Annotated in this window: 17 protein-coding genes and 1 pseudogene; 11 read left to right on the plus strand and 7 right to left on the minus strand. The window is 54.2% G+C overall.

Going from position 1 to position 22,052, the window contains the following annotated elements:
- Positions 1-213 precede the first annotated feature (213 nt).
- The 5 genes from glgB to glgP all read left to right on the plus strand — a co-directional run bounded on the left by glgB (position 214) and on the right by glgP (position 9,711).
- Entirely contained in the window at positions 214-2,397 is a 2,184-nt protein-coding gene (gene glgB, locus D6C13_RS11550; protein WP_120132888.1) for a 1,4-alpha-glucan branching protein GlgB, read from the plus strand.
- Positions 2,397-4,421 carry a glycogen debranching protein GlgX gene (gene glgX / locus D6C13_RS11555; RefSeq protein ID WP_120132889.1) on the plus strand — a complete coding sequence of 675 codons (2,025 nt, stop codon included), beginning with the start codon at positions 2,397-2,399 and terminating at the stop codon, positions 4,419-4,421. Before glgB ends, glgX begins: the two co-directional genes overlap by 1 nt.
- Positions 4,422-4,438: 17 nt before the next feature.
- A complete protein-coding gene (glgC, locus tag D6C13_RS11560; RefSeq protein ID WP_120132890.1) occupies positions 4,439-5,716 on the plus strand; it encodes a glucose-1-phosphate adenylyltransferase in 1,278 nt (425 codons plus the stop codon).
- Between the two features lie 71 nt (positions 5,717-5,787).
- The gene (gene glgA / locus D6C13_RS11565) at positions 5,788-7,224 is read left to right on the plus strand and encodes a glycogen synthase GlgA (RefSeq protein ID WP_120132891.1); all 1,437 of its coding nucleotides are present in this window, start codon (positions 5,788-5,790) and stop codon (positions 7,222-7,224) included.
- Between the two features lie 39 nt (positions 7,225-7,263).
- Positions 7,264-9,711, plus strand: coding sequence for a glycogen phosphorylase (gene glgP, locus D6C13_RS11570; protein WP_120132892.1), 2,448 nt, complete (start codon positions 7,264-7,266; stop codon positions 9,709-9,711).
- Between the two features lie 111 nt (positions 9,712-9,822).
- On the opposite strand, the gene glpD is transcribed toward glgP, so the two are convergent.
- The 7 genes from glpD to ulaG form a co-directional block, all read right to left on the minus strand.
- Positions 9,823-11,334 carry a glycerol-3-phosphate dehydrogenase gene (gene glpD / locus D6C13_RS11575; protein WP_120132893.1) on the minus strand — a complete coding sequence of 504 codons (1,512 nt, stop codon included), beginning with the start codon at positions 11,332-11,334 and terminating at the stop codon, positions 9,823-9,825.
- A gap of 275 nt (positions 11,335-11,609) precedes the next feature.
- Entirely contained in the window at positions 11,610-12,368 is a 759-nt protein-coding gene (locus tag D6C13_RS11580) for a DeoR/GlpR family transcriptional regulator (RefSeq protein ID WP_120132894.1), read from the minus strand.
- 13 nt (positions 12,369-12,381) lie between these two features.
- Positions 12,382-13,212: a rhomboid family intramembrane serine protease GlpG gene (gene glpG / locus D6C13_RS11585; protein WP_120132895.1), complete on the minus strand. Its 831-nt coding sequence runs from the start codon at positions 13,210-13,212 to the stop codon at positions 12,382-12,384.
- Between the two features lie 220 nt (positions 13,213-13,432).
- Complete coding sequence (locus D6C13_RS11590; protein ID WP_120132896.1) at positions 13,433-14,623, minus strand: trans-sulfuration enzyme family protein; 1,191 nt, start codon at positions 14,621-14,623, stop codon at positions 13,433-13,435.
- 158 nt (positions 14,624-14,781) lie between these two features.
- Positions 14,782-15,102, minus strand: coding sequence for a thiosulfate sulfurtransferase GlpE (glpE, locus tag D6C13_RS11595; RefSeq protein WP_120132897.1), 321 nt, complete (start codon positions 15,100-15,102; stop codon positions 14,782-14,784).
- An 84-nt stretch (positions 15,103-15,186) separates the two neighbouring features.
- The gene (ulaR, locus tag D6C13_RS11600) at positions 15,187-15,942 is read right to left on the minus strand and encodes an HTH-type transcriptional regulator UlaR (protein WP_120132898.1); all 756 of its coding nucleotides are present in this window, start codon (positions 15,940-15,942) and stop codon (positions 15,187-15,189) included.
- Positions 15,943-16,058: 116 nt separating this feature from the next.
- Positions 16,059-17,123, minus strand: a complete 1,065-nt coding sequence (ulaG, locus tag D6C13_RS11605) for an L-ascorbate 6-phosphate lactonase (RefSeq protein WP_120132899.1) — start codon at positions 17,121-17,123, stop codon at positions 16,059-16,061.
- Between the two features lie 405 nt (positions 17,124-17,528).
- On the opposite strand from ulaG, the gene ulaA reads away from it, so the two are divergent.
- From ulaA to D6C13_RS11635, 6 genes and pseudogenes are all read left to right on the plus strand, one after another.
- Positions 17,529-18,932 (plus strand): PTS ascorbate transporter subunit IIC, encoded by a 1,404-nt coding sequence (ulaA, locus tag D6C13_RS11610; protein ID WP_120132900.1) that lies wholly within the window; start codon positions 17,529-17,531, stop codon positions 18,930-18,932.
- Between the two features lie 27 nt (positions 18,933-18,959).
- The gene (gene ulaB, locus D6C13_RS11615; protein WP_120132901.1) at positions 18,960-19,268 is read left to right on the plus strand and encodes a PTS ascorbate transporter subunit IIB; all 309 of its coding nucleotides are present in this window, start codon (positions 18,960-18,962) and stop codon (positions 19,266-19,268) included.
- A gap of 10 nt (positions 19,269-19,278) precedes the next feature.
- Positions 19,279-19,749, plus strand: a complete 471-nt coding sequence (ulaC, locus tag D6C13_RS11620; protein ID WP_120132902.1) for a PTS ascorbate transporter subunit IIA — start codon at positions 19,279-19,281, stop codon at positions 19,747-19,749.
- Positions 19,750-19,774: 25 nt separating this feature from the next.
- Positions 19,775-20,431: a 3-keto-L-gulonate-6-phosphate decarboxylase UlaD gene (locus tag D6C13_RS11625; RefSeq protein ID WP_120132903.1), complete on the plus strand. Its 657-nt coding sequence runs from the start codon at positions 19,775-19,777 to the stop codon at positions 20,429-20,431.
- A gap of 10 nt (positions 20,432-20,441) precedes the next feature.
- Positions 20,442-21,302, plus strand: a complete 861-nt coding sequence (locus D6C13_RS11630) for an L-ribulose-5-phosphate 3-epimerase (protein WP_120132904.1) — start codon at positions 20,442-20,444, stop codon at positions 21,300-21,302.
- Positions 21,299-21,985: pseudogene (locus tag D6C13_RS11635) on the plus strand (L-ribulose-5-phosphate 4-epimerase); the annotation flags it as partial. The gene D6C13_RS11630 and the pseudogene D6C13_RS11635, both read left to right, overlap by 4 nt.
- Positions 21,986-22,052: the final 67 nt, after the last annotated feature.

Genomic DNA, 22,052 nt, shown 5'->3' on the forward strand with positions numbered 1-22,052 from the left:
TAGTAGAAGAGCTCTGCCTTTTTGAGAAGCGGAATTAGAGACTTATTTGGAAATTGTGAACAAAGGCGCACTGGCGCATTTTTTGCCAAAGTGAAGTACCGCCAGATCACAATGCAACGACAAAAAGGGGAGCACACTTAATTTACATGTCGTATTGAATACCTGAATGATTTTATTGGATTTATTGATTTAATTAATCATAGGACGAAATACATGTCTGTACTTCCCGATCAGCACGTCATTAATCAAATTATATCTGGCCACTACGCTGATCCTTTTTCTCTTTTGGGAATGCATTCTGTGGCCGCCGGGCTCGAAGTGCGTGCCCTGTTGCCAGATGCTGATCAGGTCTGGGTTATTGATGTAGAAAAAGGCAAGCAGGTGGCGGAACTGCGTCGTTATGACGACCGCGGTTTCTTTGTCGGCCTGATCCCACGCCGTAAAAATGCATTTCGCTACAAGCTGGAAGTCCGCTGGGGCGAGAATCTCCATGTGATTGACGACCCTTACCGGTTCGGCACGCTGTTGCAGGAGCTGGATATCTGGCTGCTGGCAGAGGGTACACACCTGCGGCCGTATGAAAAACTCGGTGCGCATCTGCAAACACTGGACGATGTCGAAGGCGTCAGTTTTGCCGTCTGGGCACCGAATGCCACGCGGGTTTCCGTGGTCGGTGAATTCAACTTCTGGGATGGCCGCCGTCACCCGATGCGCCAGCGTCGTGAGAATGGCATCTGGGAACTGTTTATCCCTGCCGTGCGCGAAGGTCAGCTGTATAAATTCGAAATTATCGACTGCCGCGGCAATGTCACCCTGCGTGCCGATCCTTACGCTTTTGAGGCGCAGATGCGCCCGGATACCGCCTCATGTGTGCGGAAATTGCCGGACGTTGTGCCACATTCACAAGCGCGTAAGCAAGCCAACGCGCTGAATCAGCCGGTTTCCGTCTATGAAGTGCATCTGGGTTCCTGGCGTCGTCATACCGATGACAATTTCTGGCTCAGCTACGGCGAGCTGGCTGAGCAATTAGTTTCCTACGCCAAATGGATGGGCTTTACGCATATCGAGCTGATGCCGGTGAATGAGCATCCGTTCGACGGCAGCTGGGGTTATCAGCCGCTGGGCATGTATGCGCCGACCCGCCGTTTCGGTACGCCGATGGATTTCAAAGCCTTTGTCGATGCTGCGCATAACGCCGGACTGAATGTGATCCTCGACTGGGTGCCGGGGCATTTCCCCAGCGATGCCTACGGGCTGGCGCAGTTCGACGGCACCGCGCTGTATGAATATGCCGATCCGCGCGAAGGTTATCATCAGGACTGGAACACGCTGATTTATAATTATGGCCGCCATGAAGTGCGTAACTATCTGGCTGGCAATGGTTTTTACTGGATTGAGCGCTTCGGTATTGATGGCCTGCGTGTAGATGCGGTGGCGTCCATGATTTACCGCGATTACAGCCGTAAAGCAGGCGAGTGGATCCCTAACTATTACGGTGGCCGCGAGAACCTCGAAGCCATTTCTTTCCTGAAATACACCAACCATACGATTGGCAGGGAACTCGGCGGCGCAGTGACGCTGGCGGAAGAATCGACCGATTATCCGGGCGTTACCATGCCGCCGGACGCCAACGGGCTGGGCTTCCATTACAAATGGAATTTGGGCTGGATGCACGACTCGCTGTCTTATATGCAGCTCGATCCGGTTCACCGTAAATACCACCACAATCTCATGACATTCGGCGTGCTTTACGCCTACAGCGAGAACTTCATGCTGCCGCTGTCGCATGATGAAGTGGTGCATGGCAAAAAATCCCTGCTGGATAAAATGCCCGGCGACGTCTGGCAGAAGTTTGCCAACCTGCGCGCCTATTACGGCTTTATGTGGGGGCATCCGGGCAAAAAATTATTATTTATGGGGTGCGAATTTGCGCAGGGGCGCGAGTGGAATTTCGACGCCAGCCTCGACTGGCATCTGCTGGACGACGCGTCTGGCTGGCACAGCGGCGTGCAGCATCTGGTTCGCGACCTGAACCTGACGTATCAGGCCAACGCGCCGCTGTATGAGCTCGATTACAACCCGCGCGGCTTCGAATGGCTGGTGGTTGATGACCATGAAAATTCGATTTTTGCCTTTGCGCGTCGGGACGAAAACGGCTGCGAAGTCATCGTCATCAGTAACTTCACGCCGGTGCCCCGTGAACACTACCGTATCGGCATTGGCCGCCCTGGCCGTTACCGCGAAATTCTTAACACCGATTCGCATTTCTACCGGGGCAGCAATGTCGGCAACAGCGGCGACGTTTACAGTGAAAACATCGGTCATCATCAGCGCGAACATTCGATCAGCGTGACCATTCCGCCGCTGGCGACGGTTTATTTGCGAAGGGAGGCGTAATGAAACAGCTCGCGACCGGTCAGCCCGCACCTTTTGGTGCGCATCTCAGAGATAACGGCATCAATTTTTGCCTGTACTCCGCGCATGCGGAAAAAGTGGAGTTATGTCTTTTTGATGAGACCGGCAGCGAGCAGCATCTGCCTTTACCGGGACATACCGGCAATCTCTGGCACGGTTTTCTGCCCGATGCCAAAGCCGGACAACGCTACGGTTATCGCGTTTACGGGCCGTTCGACCCGAAAAACGGCCATCGTTTTAACCCGAAAAAAGTGCTGATCGACCCCAGTGCGCGGGCTGTTGACGGCGTTCTGCATGACAATGCGCGCTTTACCGGTGGCACTGACGCGCCGGACGACAAAGACAGCGCCGTGGTGGCGCCGAAATCTGTCGTCGTCGCCGGAAATTTCGACTGGGGCGATGATAGACCGCCCGCCAGACCGTGGGGCGAAACGGTGATTTATGAAGCGCATGTGCGTGGTCTGACCCGCCAGCATCCTCGTATTCCGGCGGCTATCCGCGGCACTTACGCCGGACTGGCGCATCCGGTCATGCTTGAGTATTTACAGCATCTCGGTGTGACCGCAATCGAGCTTCTGCCGGTGCAACATCATGCCGATGAACCGCGTTTGCAAAAGCTGGGTCTGAGCAATTACTGGGGCTACAACGTGCTGGCGCCGTGCGCCGTTGAGCCACGTTATGCCAGCGGGCTGGGCGGTGTGTCGGCGCTGAATGAGTTTAAATCGGCAGTCAAAGCGCTGCATCAGGCCGGTATCGAGGTGATCCTCGACGTGGTGTTTAATCACAGCGCGGAGCTGGATATCGACGGGCCATTTATCTCTTTCCGCGGTATCGATAACGCCAGTTATTACTGGCTCAACGAAGACGGCTCTGACAACAACATGACCGGTTGCGGCAACACGCTGCGCCTGATGGATGACGACGTTATCGCCTGGACGCTCGACTGCCTGCATTACTGGGTGCGCGAATGTCACGTTGACGGATTCCGTTTTGATTTAGCCACCGTACTCGGCAGAACGCCGGAATTCAGCGCACAATCGCCGCTGTTTAACGCCATTAAGCAGGATGCGATTCTCTCGCAGGTCAAACTGATCGCAGAACCCTGGGATATCGGTACCGGCGGCTATCAGCTCGGCCATTTCCCGTCACCGTTTGCCGAATGGAGCGATGTGTGGCGCGACGATATGCGCCAGTTCTGGCTGCATGGCGATATTTCTCTCGGTCATTTTGCCGGACGTTTTGCGGCCTCTGCCGACAAATTCAGTCCCGCTCAACGCGAACCTTACGCCAGCGTGAATATGCTGACGGCACACGACGGTTTCACGTTGCGCGATCTCGTGAGTTTTAACCAGAAACACAATCAGGCCAACGGTGAAGAAAACCGCGACGGCCACAACGAAAATTTCAGCCAAAACCACGGCGAAGAAGGGCTGGAGGCGTCTGCAGAAGTACAGCAGCAGCGCCGTCTCAGCCAGCGTGCTTTGCTGGCGACGCTGTTTTTGTCACAGGGCACGCCGATGTTGCTGGCCGGTGACGAGCAGGGTAACAGCCAGTCTGGCAACAACAACGCCTACTGTCAGGACAATCCGCTGACCTGGCTCGACTGGGAAAATGCCGATGAAAGCCTGATGGCCTATACCTCTGCGCTGATTGCGCTGCGCCGGAAAATTCCGGCACTGACGCAAAACCGCTGGTGGCAGGAAGGCAGCGAAGATGTGCAATGGCTGAATCAACAGGGGCAACCGATGAGCCCCGGCGACTGGGAACAGGGACCGCAGCAGTGGCTGCAAATCTGTCTGTCTCAGCGCTGGTTACTGATCGTCAATGCCTCGCTGCACGACGTGGATTTGCAGCTGCCGCCGGGAAACTGGCAGCCGGTTGCACCGTTCAACAGCGTGCTTTTTGATGAGGAACCCCGGCGTGTCATGGAAGGCTCGCAATGGCGGGCAGCAGCAAAAACCCTCTGTGTCCTACAAGATTTCACTCCACAGAGCCGGTCATTATAAAAACGAAGGAGTCAGATATGGCGACATTAGACAACCGGGACCCGGTTATGCTGGCACGACAGTTGCCGCTTAAATCCGTGGCATTGATCCTTGCCGGGGGCCGTGGTTCAAGACTGAAAGATTTAACCGCAACCCGCGCCAAGCCTGCCGTCCACTTCGGTGGGAAATTCCGTATCATTGATTTCGCCCTGTCGAATTGCCTGAACTCCGGCATTCGCCGCATCGGTGTCATTACGCAATATCAGTCGCACACGCTGGTTCAGCATATCCAGCGCGGCTGGTCTTTCCTCAACGAAGAAATGAACGAGTTTGTGGATTTACTCCCGGCGCAGCAACGCCACGGCACCGAGCACTGGTACAAAGGCACCGCCGATGCGGTCTATCAGAATCTGGATATTATCCGCCGCTACGACGCCGAATTTGTGGTGATCCTGGCGGGTGACCATATTTACAAAATGGACTATTCGCGGATGCTGATCGACCACGTGCAGAAGGGCGGTGAATGTACCGTCGCCTGCCTGGAAGTGCCGCGCGCTGAGGCCAGCGAGTTCGGGGTTATCGGCGTCACAGAGGATTACCACATCACCAGTTTCGTCGAAAAACCGAAAGACCCGCCGCCGATGCCTGGTAATCCCGATATGGCGCTGGCGAGCATGGGCATCTACATTTTTAATGCGGACTATCTGTTTCGTATGCTCGAAGAAGACATGGCGAGTGAGGAATCCAGCCATGATTTCGGCAAAGACCTGATCCCGAAACTCACCCGTCAGGGCGTTGCCCGCGCGCATCCGTTCGGACTTTCCTGCGTGACGCAAAACGATGAATTGCCACCGTACTGGCGTGATGTCGGTACGCTCGACGCCTACTGGCGCGCGAATCTGGATCTGGCGTCGGTTACGCCCGAGCTGGATATGTATGACCGCGACTGGCCGATCCGCACGCATATGGAGCCATTGCCACCGGCCAAATTTGTGCAGGATCGCTCGGGCAGCCACGGTATGACCATGAATTCACTGGTGGCGGGCGGCGTTATCGTCTCCGGTTCAGTGGTGGTGCATTCCGTATTGTTCCCGCGGGTACGCGTCAACTCTTTCTGCAACATAGATTCGACGATTATTTTGCCGGATGTGAACGTGGGGCGTTCATGCCGCTTACGTAAATGCGTCATCGACCGCGCCTGTCAGATCCCCGAAGGCATGGTGATTGGCGAGAATGCGGATGAAGACAGCCGCCGGTTCTATCGTTCCGAAGGGGGCGTGGTGCTGGTGACGCGCGCGATGCTGGCGAAACTATAAACAGACGTTAGAAAGCACGACTTTTCGTCATCCCGGTTTTGCCGGGATGACCGGGATAATCAGGAGCGCGAATGCAGGTTTTACATGTTTGTTCCGAGCTGTTTCCGCTGTTAAAAACAGGCGGCCTTGCTGACGTCGCCGGCGCATTGCCCGCTGCTCAGATTGCGGAGGGCGCGGACGTCCGCGTACTCATTCCAGCTTTCCCTGATGTCAAAAAAGGACTGGGAGAAACGCAGGTAATCGGTACGCTGGCGACCTTTGCGGGGCATGTCACCCTTTCACTGGGCTATTTTGATGGCGTGGGCATTTATCTGATTGATGTGCCTGGTTTGTATGATCGCCCCGGCAGCCCGTATCACGATCAATCCTCTTTTGCCTACCCGGATAACCATCTGCGCTTTGCCTTGCTGAGCTGGATGGCCTGCGAACTGGCGCTGAATTTCGACCCGCACTGGAAACCCGATATCGTCCATTCTCATGACTGGCACGCCGGGCTGTGTTCCGCCTATATCCGCGCCCGTAACGCGCCGGTACGGACCGTTTTCACAGTACACAATCTGGCGTTTCAGGGGCTGTTTGGCGCGCATCATCTCGATGAGCTTTATATCCCGCGCGAGTTCTTCCAGATGCACGGGCTGGAATTCTACGGCCAGATATCTTTCCTGAAAGCCGGTCTGTTCTATTCCGATCACGTCACCACCGTCAGCCCGACCTACGCCAAAGAAATTACCCGTCCGGAGTTTGGTTACGGCATGGAATCGCTGCTGCTGGAGCGGGAAATGCAGGGGCGGCTGACCGGTATTCTTAACGGCGTGGATGAAGCCATCTGGCAGCCACGCGATGACGCGCTGCTGTCGGCGCGTTATGACGCTGATGATTTGCGCTCGAAAGCGGTCAACAAAGCTTATCTGCAACGGGCGATGGGGCTGGATGTGGATGATTCGCGTCTGGTCTTCGCGGTCGTCAGCCGACTGACCAGCCAGAAAGGGCTGGATCTGGTGCTCGAAGCATTACCTGATTTACTCGAACGCGGTGGCCAGCTGGCTTTACTGGGCGCAGGTGACGCCGTGCTGCAACAGGCATTCCTGGCGGCCGCGGCGGATAATCCGGGCCAGGTCGGTGTGCAGCTCGGTTATCACGAAGCGTTTTCCCACCGCATTATCGGCGGGGCGGACGTCATCATGGTGCCGAGTCGTTTCGAACCGTGCGGATTAACCCAGCTTTACGGACTGAAATACGGCACCCTGCCGCTGGTGCGCCGTACTGGCGGACTGGCCGACACGGTGGTCGACTGTGCGCTGGAAAATCTGGCCGACGGAACTGCCAGTGGTTTTGTCTTTGAAGAAGCAACGGGGAAATCGCTGGGTAATGCGATCCGCCGCGCATTTGTTTTGTGGAGCCGTCCTAAGCACTGGCGACACGTACAACAACACGCCATGGGTATTGATTTTGGCTGGAAGGTGGCTGCACAGGAATATCTCGTCCTGTATAACCGCCTGATGTCCTGAACCCCTGAACGTAGCTAACTTGATCGGGAATGTAACGTTATGACTTCACCGTTTAATTACAACTCACCGACAGTCAGTGTCGAAGCGCTCAAGCATTCTATTGCTTATAAACTGATGTTTATTATCGGCAAAGATCCTTCCATTGCGACGCAACATGACTGGCTGAACGCCACATTATTTGCGGTGCGCGATCGTATGGTGGAACGCTGGCTGCGATCCAATCGGGCGCAGACCTCACAGGATGTGCGGCAAGTTTATTATCTGTCGATGGAATTTCTCATCGGACGCACACTTTCCAATGCGCTGCTGGCGATGGGCATTTATGACGACCTGAAAAGCGCGCTTGATGAAATGGGCTTTGATCTCGAAGAACTGATCGGCGAAGAAAATGACCCCGGTTTGGGCAATGGCGGCCTCGGAAGGCTGGCGGCGTGTTTCCTCGATTCGCTGGCCACGCTGGCGCTGCCGGGACGTGGTTACGGTATCCGATATGAATACGGCATGTTCGCGCAAAGCATCATCAATGGCGAACAAAAAGAAGCCCCGGATTACTGGCTGGAATACGGTAATCCGTGGGAATTCCAGCGCTACAACACCCGTTATAAAGTGCGTTTCGGCGGTCGTGTGCAGCATGAAGGCCTCAAAACCCGCTGGCTGGAAACCGAAGAAGTCATCGCCTGCGCCTATGACCAGGTGATCCCCGGTTACGACACTGACGCCACCAACACGCTGCGTTTGTGGGGCGCGCAGGCCAGTAATGAAATCAATCTGGGTAAGTTTAATCAGGGCGATTATTTCGCGGCGGTGGAAGATAAAAACCACTCCGAGAACGTATCGCGCGTTCTGTATCCCGACGACTCGACCTATTCGGGCCGTGAGCTGCGTCTGCGTCAGGAGTATTTCCTGGTGTCGGCGACCGTGCAGGACATCCTCAACCGCCACTACACCACGCACCATACCTACGACAATCTGGCCGATAAAATTGCCATACACCTCAACGACACGCACCCGGTGCTGTCGATCCCTGAGCTGATGCGTTTGCTTATCGACGAGCATAAATTCGAATGGAAAGACGCGTGGGAGACGGTGTGTCGGGTATTTTCTTATACCAACCACACGCTGATGAGCGAGGCGCTGGAAACCTGGCCGGTGGATATGATTGGCAAGATCCTGCCGCGTCATCTGGAGATAATTTTCCAGATTAACGATCACTTTCTCAAAGAAGTGGCGGAGAAAATCCCCAACGATAACGGCCTGCTGTCGCGTGTTTCGATCATCGATGAAGGGAATGGCCGCAAGGTGCGCATGGCATGGCTGGCGGTCATCGCCAGTCATAAAGTCAACGGCGTGTCCGAGCTGCATTCCGAACTGATGGTGCAGTCGTTGTTTGCTGATTTCGCCCGCATTTATCCGGACCGTTTCTGTAATAAAACCAACGGCGTGACGCCGCGCCGCTGGCTGGCGCTGGCCAACAAACCGTTATCGGCGGTGATTGATGATGCCATCGGTCAGACCTGGCGTTCAGACCTCAGCCAGCTGGAGGAACTGAAACAGAATCTGGATTACCTGAGTTTTCTGCAGGCAATCCGCAAAGCCAAGCTGGACAACAAAAAGCGGCTGGCGCTGTATATTGCCCAGAAGCTCAACATTGTGGTGGATCCGAAAAGTCTGTTCGACGTGCAGATTAAACGCATTCACGAATACAAACGTCAGCTGATGAACGTGTTGCACGTCATCACGCGTTATAACCGTATTCTGGAAGAGCCGGACGCCGAGTGGGTACCACGCACGGTGATTTTCGCCGGTAAAGCCGCATCGGCCTATTACGCTGCCAAACAGATCATCCGGCTGATCAACGACGTGGCGACGGTGATCAATAGTGATCCGCGTATCGGCAATAAACTGAAGATCGTTTTCATTCCGAACTACAGCGTCAGTCTGGCGCAGCTGATCATCCCGGCGGCCGATCTTTCCGAACAAATTTCACTGGCGGGCACCGAAGCATCCGGCACCAGTAACATGAAATTTGCCCTGAACGGCGCGCTGACTATAGGTACGCTGGACGGCGCAAACGTCGAAATGCTCGAACATGTGGGCGAGGAGAATATCTTTATCTTCGGCAATACCACGCCGCAGGTCGAGGAATTACGCCGTAAAGGCTACAACCCGCATACGTACTTCGAGCAGGATGCCGAACTGCATCAGGTACTGACACAAATCGCGACCGGCGTCTTCAGCCCGACCGAGCCGAAGCGCTACACCAACCTGTTCGATACGCTGGTCAATCTCGGGGATCACTATCAGGTACTCGCGGATTACCGCAGCTATGTCGATACGCAGGATAAAGTCGATGAGCTGTATAAAGAGCCGGAAGAGTGGACGCGCCGCACGCTGCACAACATCGCCAACATGGGGTATTTCTCGTCGGATCGTACCATTCAGGAATACGCCGATGAGATCTGGAATATTCAGCCGGTGAAGTTGTAGTGATGTAGCTCTCTCCCCTGCGAAGTCTCTTGATCAGGAGATCTGATCAAGAGACAGCTTCGCAGGGGGGAAGCTAAAAAACCCGCCCTCCGTAGGGAGGGGCCAATGATTTTAAGACGCCAGCGACAAATGTTTCTTCTGCTGTTTGTGTGTTTCCAGCCACTCGGCGACGCGTTGCTGCTGGGTTTTGTCCAGCCACATGCCGATTTTGGTACGACGCCAGATGGCATCATCAAGCTGTGAAACCCACTCTTTTTCCACCAGATAACGCAGTTCAGCCTCGTAGAAACCATGACCGAAATCTTCGCCCAGCGATTCCAGGCTGGTCGCGTCATTAAGGAAAAGCTCCGTCTGGCTGCCGTACGTGCGTGCATAACGACGGGCCAGCGATTCCGGTAACCATTTGAAGCGGGTGCGCAGGTTGGCGCTGTAGGTATCACGATCACCATTCAGCTTACCGCCAGGCAGCACGGCCGTTTTGGTCCACGCCGGACCGGCTTTCGGATAGTACTTCACCAGTTTTTCCAGCGCGTGTTCCGCCAGTTTACGGTAGGTGGTCAGCTTACCGCCAAACACGGAAAGCAGCGGTGCTTTGCCGTCCTGATCGTGAACGTCGAGCGTATAGTCACGGGTCACGGCTTGCGGTGAATCCGATTCGTCATCACACAGCGGGCGTACACCGGAATAAGTCCAGACGATATCTTCGTTGGTCAGCTGTTTCTTAAAGTGGTCGTTGTAGACCTTCAGCAGATAACCGATTTCTTTATCATCGATTTTCACGTCTTTCGGGTCACCGTGATATTCCACGTCGGTGGTGCCTATGATCGAGAATTCATCCATCCACGGGATCACAAACACAATACGATGGTCTTCGTTTTGCAGAATGTAGGCCTGCGGCTGATTGTGCGCACGTGGCACCACAATATGGCTGCCTTTGATCAGACGAATGCCGTATGGCGATTTTAGTTTCAGGCCGTCGTCGAAGAAGTGTTTTACCCACGGACCGGTGGCATTCACCAGACCTTTGGCGCGCCAGGTGTAGGTTTTGCCAGTGTCGATATCCTCGGCTTCGACCATCCACAGGCCGTCTTCACGCCACGCGCGGGTGACCCGGGTGCGGGTGCGGACTTCGCCGCCGCGCTCTTCCACTTCCTGGGCGTTGACGACCACTAAACGCGCATCATCAACCCAGCAGTCGGAGTATTCAAAACCCTTGGTCAGCTCGGGTTTCAGTACGGATTCACTGCCGAATTTCAGGCTTTTACTGGCCGGCAGGCTGGTGCGTTTGCCCAGATGGTCGTACAGGAACAGACCGGCGCGGATCATCCAGGCCGGGCGCAAATGCGGCTGATGCGGTAAACGGAAACGCATCGGGAAAGCAATATGCGGTGCCATTTTCAACAGTACTTCACGTTCAGCCAGCGCTTCACTGACCAGACGGAATTCGTAATGCTCCAGATAGCGCAGGCCACCGTGGATCAGTTTCGAACTGGCCGAAGAGGTCGCGCAGGCCAAGTCTTGCGCTTCAAGCAGCAGAACAGACAGCCCGCGGCCAGCTGCATCTACTGCGATGCCGGTACCATTAATACCGCCACCAATTACGATCAAGTCTTTGGTTTCCACGTCATCTTCCTCCAGATGTTCGCAATAGCTCTTTTATGTTCGTTTTCGCTCACGATTGTAATCGAGAATCGACAAACAAGCCAAGCGTTAACCAAATAAAAACAATTTTGCGTGATGAAGGTAACATTTCTGTGTCGGTTTCGAGCAAAACGGCAAAGAGGGAACGAAACCGAACGCGATGAAGCGTGGAATTTTTCGAAATTGTTCGTTTAAAGGGAGGGGAGAAGGGGACGAAATGCAGGAGCGCGGATTTCGCGCTCCTCAAAAAGGCAAAATCAGCAAAGCTCGAGATGAACGTCGTATTTTTCGATGATGCGTTTTACGCTGTCCGGCGGCTGTTTGTCGGTAAACATATAGTGGATTAAATCCATTTTACCGAGGTTCACCATGGCGTTACGGCCAAATTTAGAGTGGTCGGTGACCAGCATGACGCAGCGCGAATTTTCGATAATCGCGCGTTTGGTTCGCGCTTCGTGATAGTCGAATTCGAGCAGTGAACCGTCCATATCAATGCCGCTGATGCCGAGAATGCCGTAATCAAGGCGGAACTGGGAGATGAAATCAAGCGTTGCTTCGCCCATGATCCCACCGTCGCGGGCGCGGACTTCGCCGCCAGCAAGGAACAGCCGGCAGTCATCTTTGGCGCTGTAGAGCGTGGCGACGTTCAGATTATTCGTGACGATGCGCAGGTCTTTATGATTAAGCAGCGCATGTGCCACCGCTTCCGGCGTGGTGCCGATATCGATAAATAAGGTCGAACCGTCGGGGATCTGACTGGCAACGCGTGCGGCAATGCGCGCTTTCGCTTCTGACCACATCACTTTACGGTCGTTGTACGCCGCATTAACCGAACTCGAAGGCAATGCCGCACCGCCGTGGTGACGGTGAATTTTATTCTGTTCGGCCAGGTCATTGAGATCACGGCGAATAGTTTGCGGGCTGACGGCAAAATGTTCCACCAGCTCTTCGGTACTGACATAACCCTGCTGGCGGACTAAATCGATAATCGCATCATGGCGTTGTGTTTGTTTCACCCGAATCCCCTGCTTACTTGCGTTTTTTGCGCGGTGAGCGCGTATCAACAAATGCCATCACCAGACCCAGACCGAGGCCAAAGGCGTGTGCGGCATTAGCCACGGCTGCGCCACCTGTGGCATAACCGATGAACATTAAGATCAGAGAAATGACCAGCAACCCGCCGGGCACGTACAAGCGACTTTCCGGTTTCAGCTGCCCGGTCAGCCAGGCGTAACCCATCAGTGCATACACCACGCCCGACAATCCGCCAAACCAGACGCCGCTGACCATCGACTGGCCCCAGCCGCTGATTAACGCAGAAATTAAGGTGACGGTGAATAGTTTTCCGCTGCCCAGATGCATTTCAATCTGGCTGGCCAGATACCACCACCAGGCCAGGTTGATCAGGAGCGCAACAAAGGAGAAATTCATCAGGGCAGGTGTGAACCAGCGCCAGACCTGGAAGACGCGCGAACTGTCCGGCCACGCCAGCCAGCTCATGACTAATTCGTCACCGACCATTTGTTGCACGATAAACACCGCCAGACATAAGACGATCATGCCGATGGTCAGCGGGCCCGCACGGCTGCGCAGGCTTTTAAGAAAAGGAGTGTGCGACATTTTTAAATGCGGCTGCGCTTTTCCGGTTTTCCAACTGGCTTCCTGATAACGCGGGTGCAGCGGGTCACGGACAAACAGCGCGACCTGTTTTTCGGCTTCTTCCAGACGGGATTCGTCCTCCAGCCAGAGCTGAACCTCCTGACTTTCAAGTTTTATGGTCAGTGTAAAACCCTGGGTTGCCATGTAATCGACAAACGCCTGAGCGAGACGGGGATTGTTCAGATTTAGAATGCGCACCATAGCGTTAAACGGTTTCCCTAATTGTTTGATTTGCTGCCGTCATTTTAGGGCAACACCTTATCTGCCAGCGTCAAGGAAGTCGATTATAACGTCAGAAGGGGCGGGAAGGGGAAATTACGAATGCGGTGTCATTACCGGAAACAGAATAATTGTAGTGATGTGATAGGGATCGAAGTCTTTTGCAACACCGCCGGTGGACGGTGCTGCAAATCTTGAGAACTTACAGCCCTTCCAGCGCCTGTTGCAGGTCGGCTATCAGGTCGTCTGTGTCTTCGATACCGATACTGATGCGCACCAGTCCGTCTGTTATTCCGCTCTGACGGCGGATTTCCGGCGCGACAGCGCTGTGCGTGGTCGATGCCGGATGGCACGCCAGCGAATCAGTGTCGCCGAGCGAAACCGCCTGGGTGATGATGCTCAGTTTATCGAGGAAAGTCCGCGCCGCATTCAGCCCGCCTTTCAGCTCAATCGCCATAATCCCGCCAAACAGTTTCATTTGTTTAGATGCAGTGTCGTGTCCCGGATGTTGTTTCAGTCCCGGATAAAACACGGTGTCTACAGCGCTGTTTCCGTCGAGGAATTCCGCCACTGCCTGTGCGCTCAGGGAACTGGCTTCGACGCGCAGCGGCAGGGTTTTCAGGCCGCGGATCAGCAGACTGGCTTCGAACGGGCTCAGATTGCCGCCGAACTGCTTCAGACCCAACGTGCGGATTGGCGTGATTAACGCCGCAGAACCGGCCACTACGCCGCCGGTCGCATCGCCGTGACCGCTGATGTATTTGGTCGCGGAATGCAAAACGATATCGATGCCCAGCGCCAGCGGACGCGTCAGGTACGGCGTGGCAAAGGTGTTATCGGCCACGCTTACCGCACCGGCGGCTTTGGAAAGGCGTGCGATTTCCGCCAGATCGGCGATATCCAGCCCCGGGTTCGCGGGCGTTTCCACCAGCACCACTTTGGTGTTTTTGGTGAATGCGGCTTCCAGTTCACTGACATTCGCGACGTGAACCGGTTTGATGCCGTAACGCGGCAGCAGGTTGCGCACCACGCCTTCGGTGCCGCCATACAGCGTACCGATGTGAATGATTTCATCGCCGGGAACCAGCAGGGCAAACAGGGTGGCGCTGATCGCCGCCATGCCGCTGGCACTCGCCACAGCCGTTTCTGCGCCTTCAAGCGCCGCCATTTTTTGTTCGAAAACGGACACGGTCGGATTGGCGAAACGGCTGTACATATAGCCCGGTTCTTCACCGCTGAAACGAAGCGCGCCGCTGTCAAAATCCGGATAGGAGAATGCCGACGTGGCGGTGATTGGCGTAGCAATCGCGCCGGTCAGGCTGTCGGGCTGTTGTCCGCCATGAACAGCGAGCGTACGCAACCCTAAAGAACGTGAAGTGTTCAGATTTTTCATCTTGAAATCCTGTCGATAGTAGGCGGAAATTATATCAACACTGGAGAAAGGTAGCTTTTTCAGCTTAAGAACATTTTCGGCGCAAATCTATTATCCTGGTTATAAAGACTCGTCCTATAAAGACTATAGCCTGCGCCGTAAGCAAATAAAGGGAGGGATCAGGCTTCGATATCTTGCGGGAAGGTTTTTGACCAGGCTTCGAAACCGCCGTCAACGCTGTACACCGATTCGAAACCCTGAGAAATCAGGAATTGCGCGGCGCCACGGCTGCTGATGCCGTGATAGCACATCACCAGCACCGGCGTTTTAGCGTCAGCCTGCTGGATAAAGGCGGGCAGGCTGTCATTGCTCAGATGATAAGCGCCCGGTGCATGGGCTGCGCCAAAGCTTTGCGGGTCACGGATATCGACCATCACGGCTTCACCTGATGTCAGGCGGGAATGCGCTTTTTCTACGCTGATTGCTTCAAATTGTTCCATTCTGGTCGTGCCTCATAAAAGGATATGCCGTCATTCTACCCAATAATCGCACGACGAAGACCAGAGAAAGTGAAGGGGTAATGCTTAAACCAGAATGACTTTCACGCCTTTCTGGCGTAATTGTTCGATAATTTTACTGTCAGCTTCTTTACCGGTGATCAGCACGTTGATCTGCTCAGTGCGGCTAAAGAGCATGCCAGCGCGCTGGCCGATTTTGCTGCTGTCGACCAGTGCCGCCAAATTTCCCACATAATTCAGCATCTTCTGCTCAGCCATCGCCGTCAGCATGTCGGTTTTATACAGGCCGTCAGTGGTCAGCCCTGCGCCGCTGGTGAACATCCAGTGTCCGGCATACAGGCTGGCGTCGCCGTCCTGAGGGGCCAGGGTAATAGACTGACTTTTATTATACTGACCGCCCATGATCACCACGCTGTCGTGTTCCTGCTCAATCAGATAATTGGCCAGCGGCAGATAATTGGTGATGACCTGAATATCTTTCCCGCACATTTCGCGGCCTAACAAAAACGCCGTCGACCCGCAGTTGATCACCACGCTTTCACCCGGCTGGCAAAGTCCGGCGGCCGCTTTGGCGATGCGCATTTTCTCGTTGAGATTGTGGGTCTGATGGATGTTCAGCGGCGTCCAGTTCTGGCGCGGCTGATTCACGGCCTCAGCGCCGTTGCGCACTTTACGCAATTTGCCCAGTTCGTTGAGCTTGGTGATGTCACGACGTGCCGTGGCCGGTGAGATATCAAAGTGATCAATCACATCCGCGACGGAAATCTGCCCCTGACGTTGCAGGAGATCGAGAATGGCATTGTGGCGTTGTGGCTCAGTCATGGTGGCTCCGGGCAAAATCGTTCAATGATTATTCCATGATTATAAACGAGCAGTAATGGCAATTACATTGTTAATGAAAAAGCGGAGTGAATTCCTCCGCTTCATTAAATTTTGTATTAGAGGAACGATTTAAACGGCAGATCTGTTTCTGTCGTAAAGCAATCTTCGAATCCACGCGGATAATGATATTCGAAATTATCCTTATCATTTGGATACGTGAATTTACCGCCGACCTGCCAGATAAACGGCTTGAAGCCGTATTTCAGGCGATCTTTTTTCATCTCCCACAGCATGCGGATTTCCTGCGGATCGGCCTGGAAATTCGACCAGATGTCGTGGTGGAACGGAATAACGACTTTGGTATTCAGTGATTCCGCCATGCGCAGCATATCGACGCTGGTCATTTTGTCGGTCACGCCGCGCGGGTTCTCACCATAAGAACCTAGTGCCACGTCAATCTGATACTCGTTACCGTGCTTAGCATAGTAGTTGGAATAATGGGAATCGCCGCTGTGATACAGGTTTCCGCCCGGCGTTTTGAACAGATAATTCACCGCACGCTGATCCATCATATCCGGCAGTACGCCAGCGGCTTTCTGGTCAGCGGGAAGGGTGATCAGCACCGTGCGGTCGAAGGAATCCAGCGCGTGAATTTCCACGTCTTTGATCCGCACTACTTTGCCAGGTGTCATCACGATGCAGCGGCTGGCAGGAACGCCCCAGCTTATCCATAAATCTACGCAGGTTTGCGGACCGATAAACGGCACATCGGCAGAACAGTTTTGCATGACGGCGGCGGCGACGTTCACATCGATATGATCGTTGTGATCGTGTGTGGATAACACCGCGTCGATCTCACGGATAGCAAAGGGATCGAGCACAAACGGCGTGGTGCGCAGGTTAGGCTGAAGCTTCTTCACGCCCGCCATGCGCTGCATCTGGTGGCCGGTTTTCATCAGCGGACTGCTGTGATTTTGCTTGCCGACGCCGCACCATAAATCGACGCAGATATTCGCGCCGCCCTCAGACTTCAGCCAGATCCCCGTACAGCCCAGCCACCACATGGCAAACGTGCCCGGTGCGACTTTTTCCTGCTCGATTTCTTCGTTTAACCAGGTGCCCCATTCCGGGAAAGTACTGAGGATCCAGGACTCGCGGCTGATCGTTTCTACTTTGCTCATGGTATTCCCTCATCTGAGTTGGGTTTGAAATATTGCGTCATAATAAATCATTATGTGATTACATATGATTTTATGGTGAGGAAGTTATCACTGAAAATTCATTGTTACAATGATTTAAGAGCAGATTTTTCTCTCGTTATCCGCAATGTGGTCTGTGCGGATGAGGCAGGCTGAAGTGCGAAATTATGATTCATAATATAATTATATTATTGAAATATATCGTTAATATTAGGTTATCCATTATCCGATGAATTCATGGCAATGACGATATCTTGCGAGATTGCTCACAAATAATCATTGTGAATCTTTATCTGATTTGATGTGAGCATTAGAGTGCGTCTGTCCCTCACTTTTAGCGTGTTGTGCAGCGCCAGGAAGATCAAACAAGGTCAGACGGAGAGTCTTATGGAATTCCTCTACACCATCTTCACCGTATTTTTTAATCAGGTAATGACCAACGCGCCGTTGCTGTTGGGTATTGTGACCATGCTCGGTTACATCCTGCTCAGGAAGAGCGCGACGGTGATCATCAAAGGCACGATCAAAACCATTATCGGCTTTATGTTGCTGCAGGCCGGGTCCGGCATTCTGACCGGTACGTTCAAACCGGTGGTGGCAAAACTCTCAGAGGTTTACCACATCAACGGTGCGATATCAGATACCTACGCCTCGATGATGGCCACGGTCGAGCGTATGGGCGACGCCTACAGTTGGGTCGGGTATGCGGTGCTTATCGCACTCGGTCTGAATATTCTGATGGTGGTCTTCCGCCGTATTACCGGCATTCGCACCATCATGCTCACCGGGCACATCATGTTCCAGCAGGCTGGGCTGATTGCGGTGTTCTTCTTCATCATGGGTTATCCGATGTGGACCACTATCTGGTCGACGGCAATCCTGGTATCGCTGTACTGGGGCATTACGTCGAACATGATGTACAAACCGACGCAGTCCGTGACCGAAAACAGCGGTTTCTCGATTGGTCACCAGCAGCAATTTGCCTCATGGATTGCCTATAAAATCGCGCCATATCTGGGCAAGAAAGAAGAGAGCGTGGAAGACCTGAAACTGCCGGGCTGGCTGAATATTTTTCACGATAACATCGTCTCCACTGCCATCGTAATGACCGTATTCTTCGGCATTATTCTTTGTTCCTTCGGCCTCGATACCTTGCAGCAAATGGCCGGTAAAACCCACTGGACGATTTACATCCTGCAAACCGGTCTGATGTTTGCGGTGGCGATTTTCATCATTATTCAGGGCGTGCGTATGTTCGTCGCTGAACTGACGGAAGCCTTTAACGGCATTTCCCAGCGCCTGATCCCAGGTGCAGTTCTGGCGATCGACTGCGCGGCTATCTATAGCTTTGCGCCGAACGCAGTGGTCTGGGGCTTTATGTGGGGCACCATCGGCCAGCTGATTGCCGTCGCCATTCTGTTTGGCATGGGTTCTTCCATCATGATCATTCCCGGTTTCATTCCGATGTTCTTCTCCAACGCCACCATTGGCGTGTTCGCCAACCACTTCGGCGGCTGGCGCGCGGCGCTGAAAATTTGTCTGGTGATGGGGATGATCGAAATCTTCGGCTGCGTCTGGGCCATCAAACTCACCGGCCTGAGCGCCTGGATGGGCATGGCCGACTGGTCGATTCTGGCACCGCCAATGATGCAGGGCTTCTTCAGCATCGGCATGGCCTTTATGGGCGTCATCGCGGTGATCGCATTGCTCTACATGTTCTTCGCCGGTCGCACATTGCGTGCTGAAGAAGACGCTGAAAAACAGGCACTTAATCAGTCCACTTCTCATTAATGGTTTTTAAAAATCAACGAGGTTCCCATGACAGTACGAATTCTGGCGGTATGCGGTTGCGGACAGGGCAGTTCGATGATCATGAAGATGAAAATCGGTCAGTTTCTGACGCAGGAAGGCGTGGATCACACCATGAACAGTTGCGCGGTGGGGGAATACAAATCAGAACTGAGCGGAGCCGACATTATTGTCGCATCCACTCACGTGGCGGATGAAATCACCGTCAGCGGCAATAAATATGTGGTTGGCGTGCGCAACATGCTATCGGCGGCAGATTTTGGCCCGAAAGTGATGGAAGTGATTAACGCGCATTTTTCGTCGTCGCTGAAAAAGTAAGGAGTGATTTATGAAGCTGCGAGATTCACTGGCTGAAAACAACTCAATTCGCCTCAACGCAGAAGCAGAAACCTGGCAGGACGCCGTGAAAATTGGCGTCGATATGCTGGTGGAAGCCGGTGTGGTTGAGCCGCGTTATTACCAGGCAATCCTGGATGGCGTGAAACAGTTCGGGCCGTATTTCGTCATAGCGCCGGGTCTGGCGATGCCGCATGGCCGTCCGGAAGAAGGTGTGCTGAAAACCGGCTTCGCGCTGGTGACGCTGAAAACGCCGCTGGTGTTTAACCATGAGGATAGCGATCCGGTGGATATCCTTATCACGCTGGCGGCGGTGGATTCCAACGTGCATCAGGAAATCGGCATTATGCAGGTGGTGAACCTGTTTGATGACGAAGCCAATTTTGACCGCCTGCGCGCCTGTACCACCGCGCAGCAGGTGCTGGATTTGATCGACCAGACTTCCGCCGCGGCGGTTCACTAATTCGTTAGCAGAGAAGGAATTCATTATGTCTCATTCATTACCGATGTTGCAGGTGGCGCTGGATAACCAGTCAATGGCTGACGCTTACAAAACCACGCGTCTGATCGCCAGCGAAGTCGACATTATCGAAGTCGGCACCATTTTGTGTGTCGCAGAAGGCGTGCGGGCGGTGCGTGATCTTAAAGCGCTGTATCCGGAAAAAATCGTGCTGGCTGATGCGAAAATCGCCGATGCCGGAAAAATCCTCTCGCGCATGTGCTTTGAAGCCAACGCCGACTGGGTGACGGTAATTTGCTGTGCCGATATCAACACCACCAAAGGCGCGCTGGAAGTGGCGAAGGAATTCAACGGCGACGTGCAGATTGAGCTGACCGGTTTCTGGACCTGGGAACAGGCGCAAGAATGGCACGACGCCGGCATCCAGCAGGTGGTCTATCACCGCAGCCGCGACGCGCAGGCCGCCGGTGTGGCGTGGAGCGATGCTGATATCACGGCGATTAAACGTCTTTCCGGCATGGGCTTTAAAGTCACCATCACCGGCGGGCTTGCACTGGAAGATTTGCCGCTGTTTAAAGACATTCCGGTACACGTTTTCATTGCCGGACGCAGTATCCGTGATGCGAAAGATCCGGTTGATGCGGCGCGTCAGTTCAAAAAATCCATCCGCCAGCTCTGGGGCTAAGGAACCGCGCATGATGCATAAAGCCGTTCCACTCGGGATCTACGAAAAAGCGCTGCCAGCCGGAGAAGACTGGCTGAAGCGTCTGACCATAGCCAAAGAGCTGGGCTTTGATTTCGTCGAGATGTCGGTGGATGAAAGCGACAACCGGCTGGCGCGGCTTGACTGGTCACGCGAGCAAAGACTGAGCGTGGTGGACGCGATTTCGCGCACTGGCATCCGTATTCCGTCGATGTGCCTGAGCGCACACCGGCGGTTTCCGCTCGGGGCAGAAGACGATGAAACCCGTAATCACGGACTGGAAATCATGCGCAAAGCCATCGTGCTGGCGCAGGATTTAGGTATCCGCGTGATCCAGCTCGCCGGTTACGACGTCTATTACCAGCAGGCCAACGACCATACCCGCGAACGTTTTCGCGACGGTTTGCAGGAATCGGTCGAAATGGCCAGCCGCGTGCAGGTCACGCTGGCGATGGAAATCATGGATTACCCGCTGATGAATTCGATCAGTAAAGCGCTCGGTTACACGCACTACCTGAATAATCCGTGGTTTCAGCTTTATCCTGACATCGGCAATTTGTCGGCGTGGGACAATGACGTGCAGATGGAACTGGCAAGCGGCGCAGGACATATCGTCGCCGTGCATATTAAAGATACGCAGCCCGGCGTGTTTAAAAACGTACCGTTCGGCAGTGGTGTCGTGGAATTTGAGCGCTGTTTTGCCACGCTGCAAAAAAGCGGCTATCGCGGGCCTTATCTGATCGAGATGTGGAGCGAAACCGCTGCTGATCCGCTGCAGGAAGTGCGTAATGCGCGCGCCTGGGTGGTCGATAAAATGCAGAAAGCCGGGCTGAATATGGAGGAAACAGTATGACGGACACACTGAAACAATCTGTTTTCGAGGCCAATATGGCGCTGCCTGCCTTTGGTCTGGTGACCTTTACCTGGGGTAACGTCAGCGGTATCGACCGCGAGCGCGGACTGGTGGTCATCAAGCCGAGCGGTGTTGAATATGAAAAAATGCAGGCCAGCGACATGGTGGTGCTGAACCTGCAAGGCGAAGTGGTGGAAGGGCACTACAAACCGTCCTCCGACACCGCCACGCATCTTGAGCTTTACGCCCGTTTCCCGCAGCTTGGCGGCATCGTGCATACCCATTCTACGTATGCGACATCGTGGGCGCAGGCCGGTATTGCCATCCCGCCGCTCGGCACCACGCACGCCGATTATTTTGCCGGTGCGATCCCTTGTACGCGACCGTTGTCGCACCACGAAGTGAACGGGGAATATGAACTGGAAACCGGCAAAGTGATAGTCGAAGCACTGAGCGGCACCGACCCGCTGCATATGCCCGGCATTCTGGTCGCCCAGCACGGCCCGTTCTGCTGGGGAACCACGCCTGAGCAGGCGGTTCACAACGCCGTCGTGTTGGAAGAAGTCGCCAAAATGGCATGGATCACCGGCTCAATCCGGCGCAACCAAACCCCGATGGATGATTACCTGCTGCAAAAACACTTCAGCCGTAAACACGGGCCGGATGCGTATTACGGGGATGAGGAAAAATGCATGAAATCATGTCGTAGGGAGGGGGAGATGCCATTAAAACCCCCTCCCCGCCTCCCCT

Source organism: Rahnella woolbedingensis, from assembly GCF_003602095.1.
Taxonomy (GTDB): domain Bacteria; phylum Pseudomonadota; class Gammaproteobacteria; order Enterobacterales; family Enterobacteriaceae; genus Rahnella; species Rahnella woolbedingensis.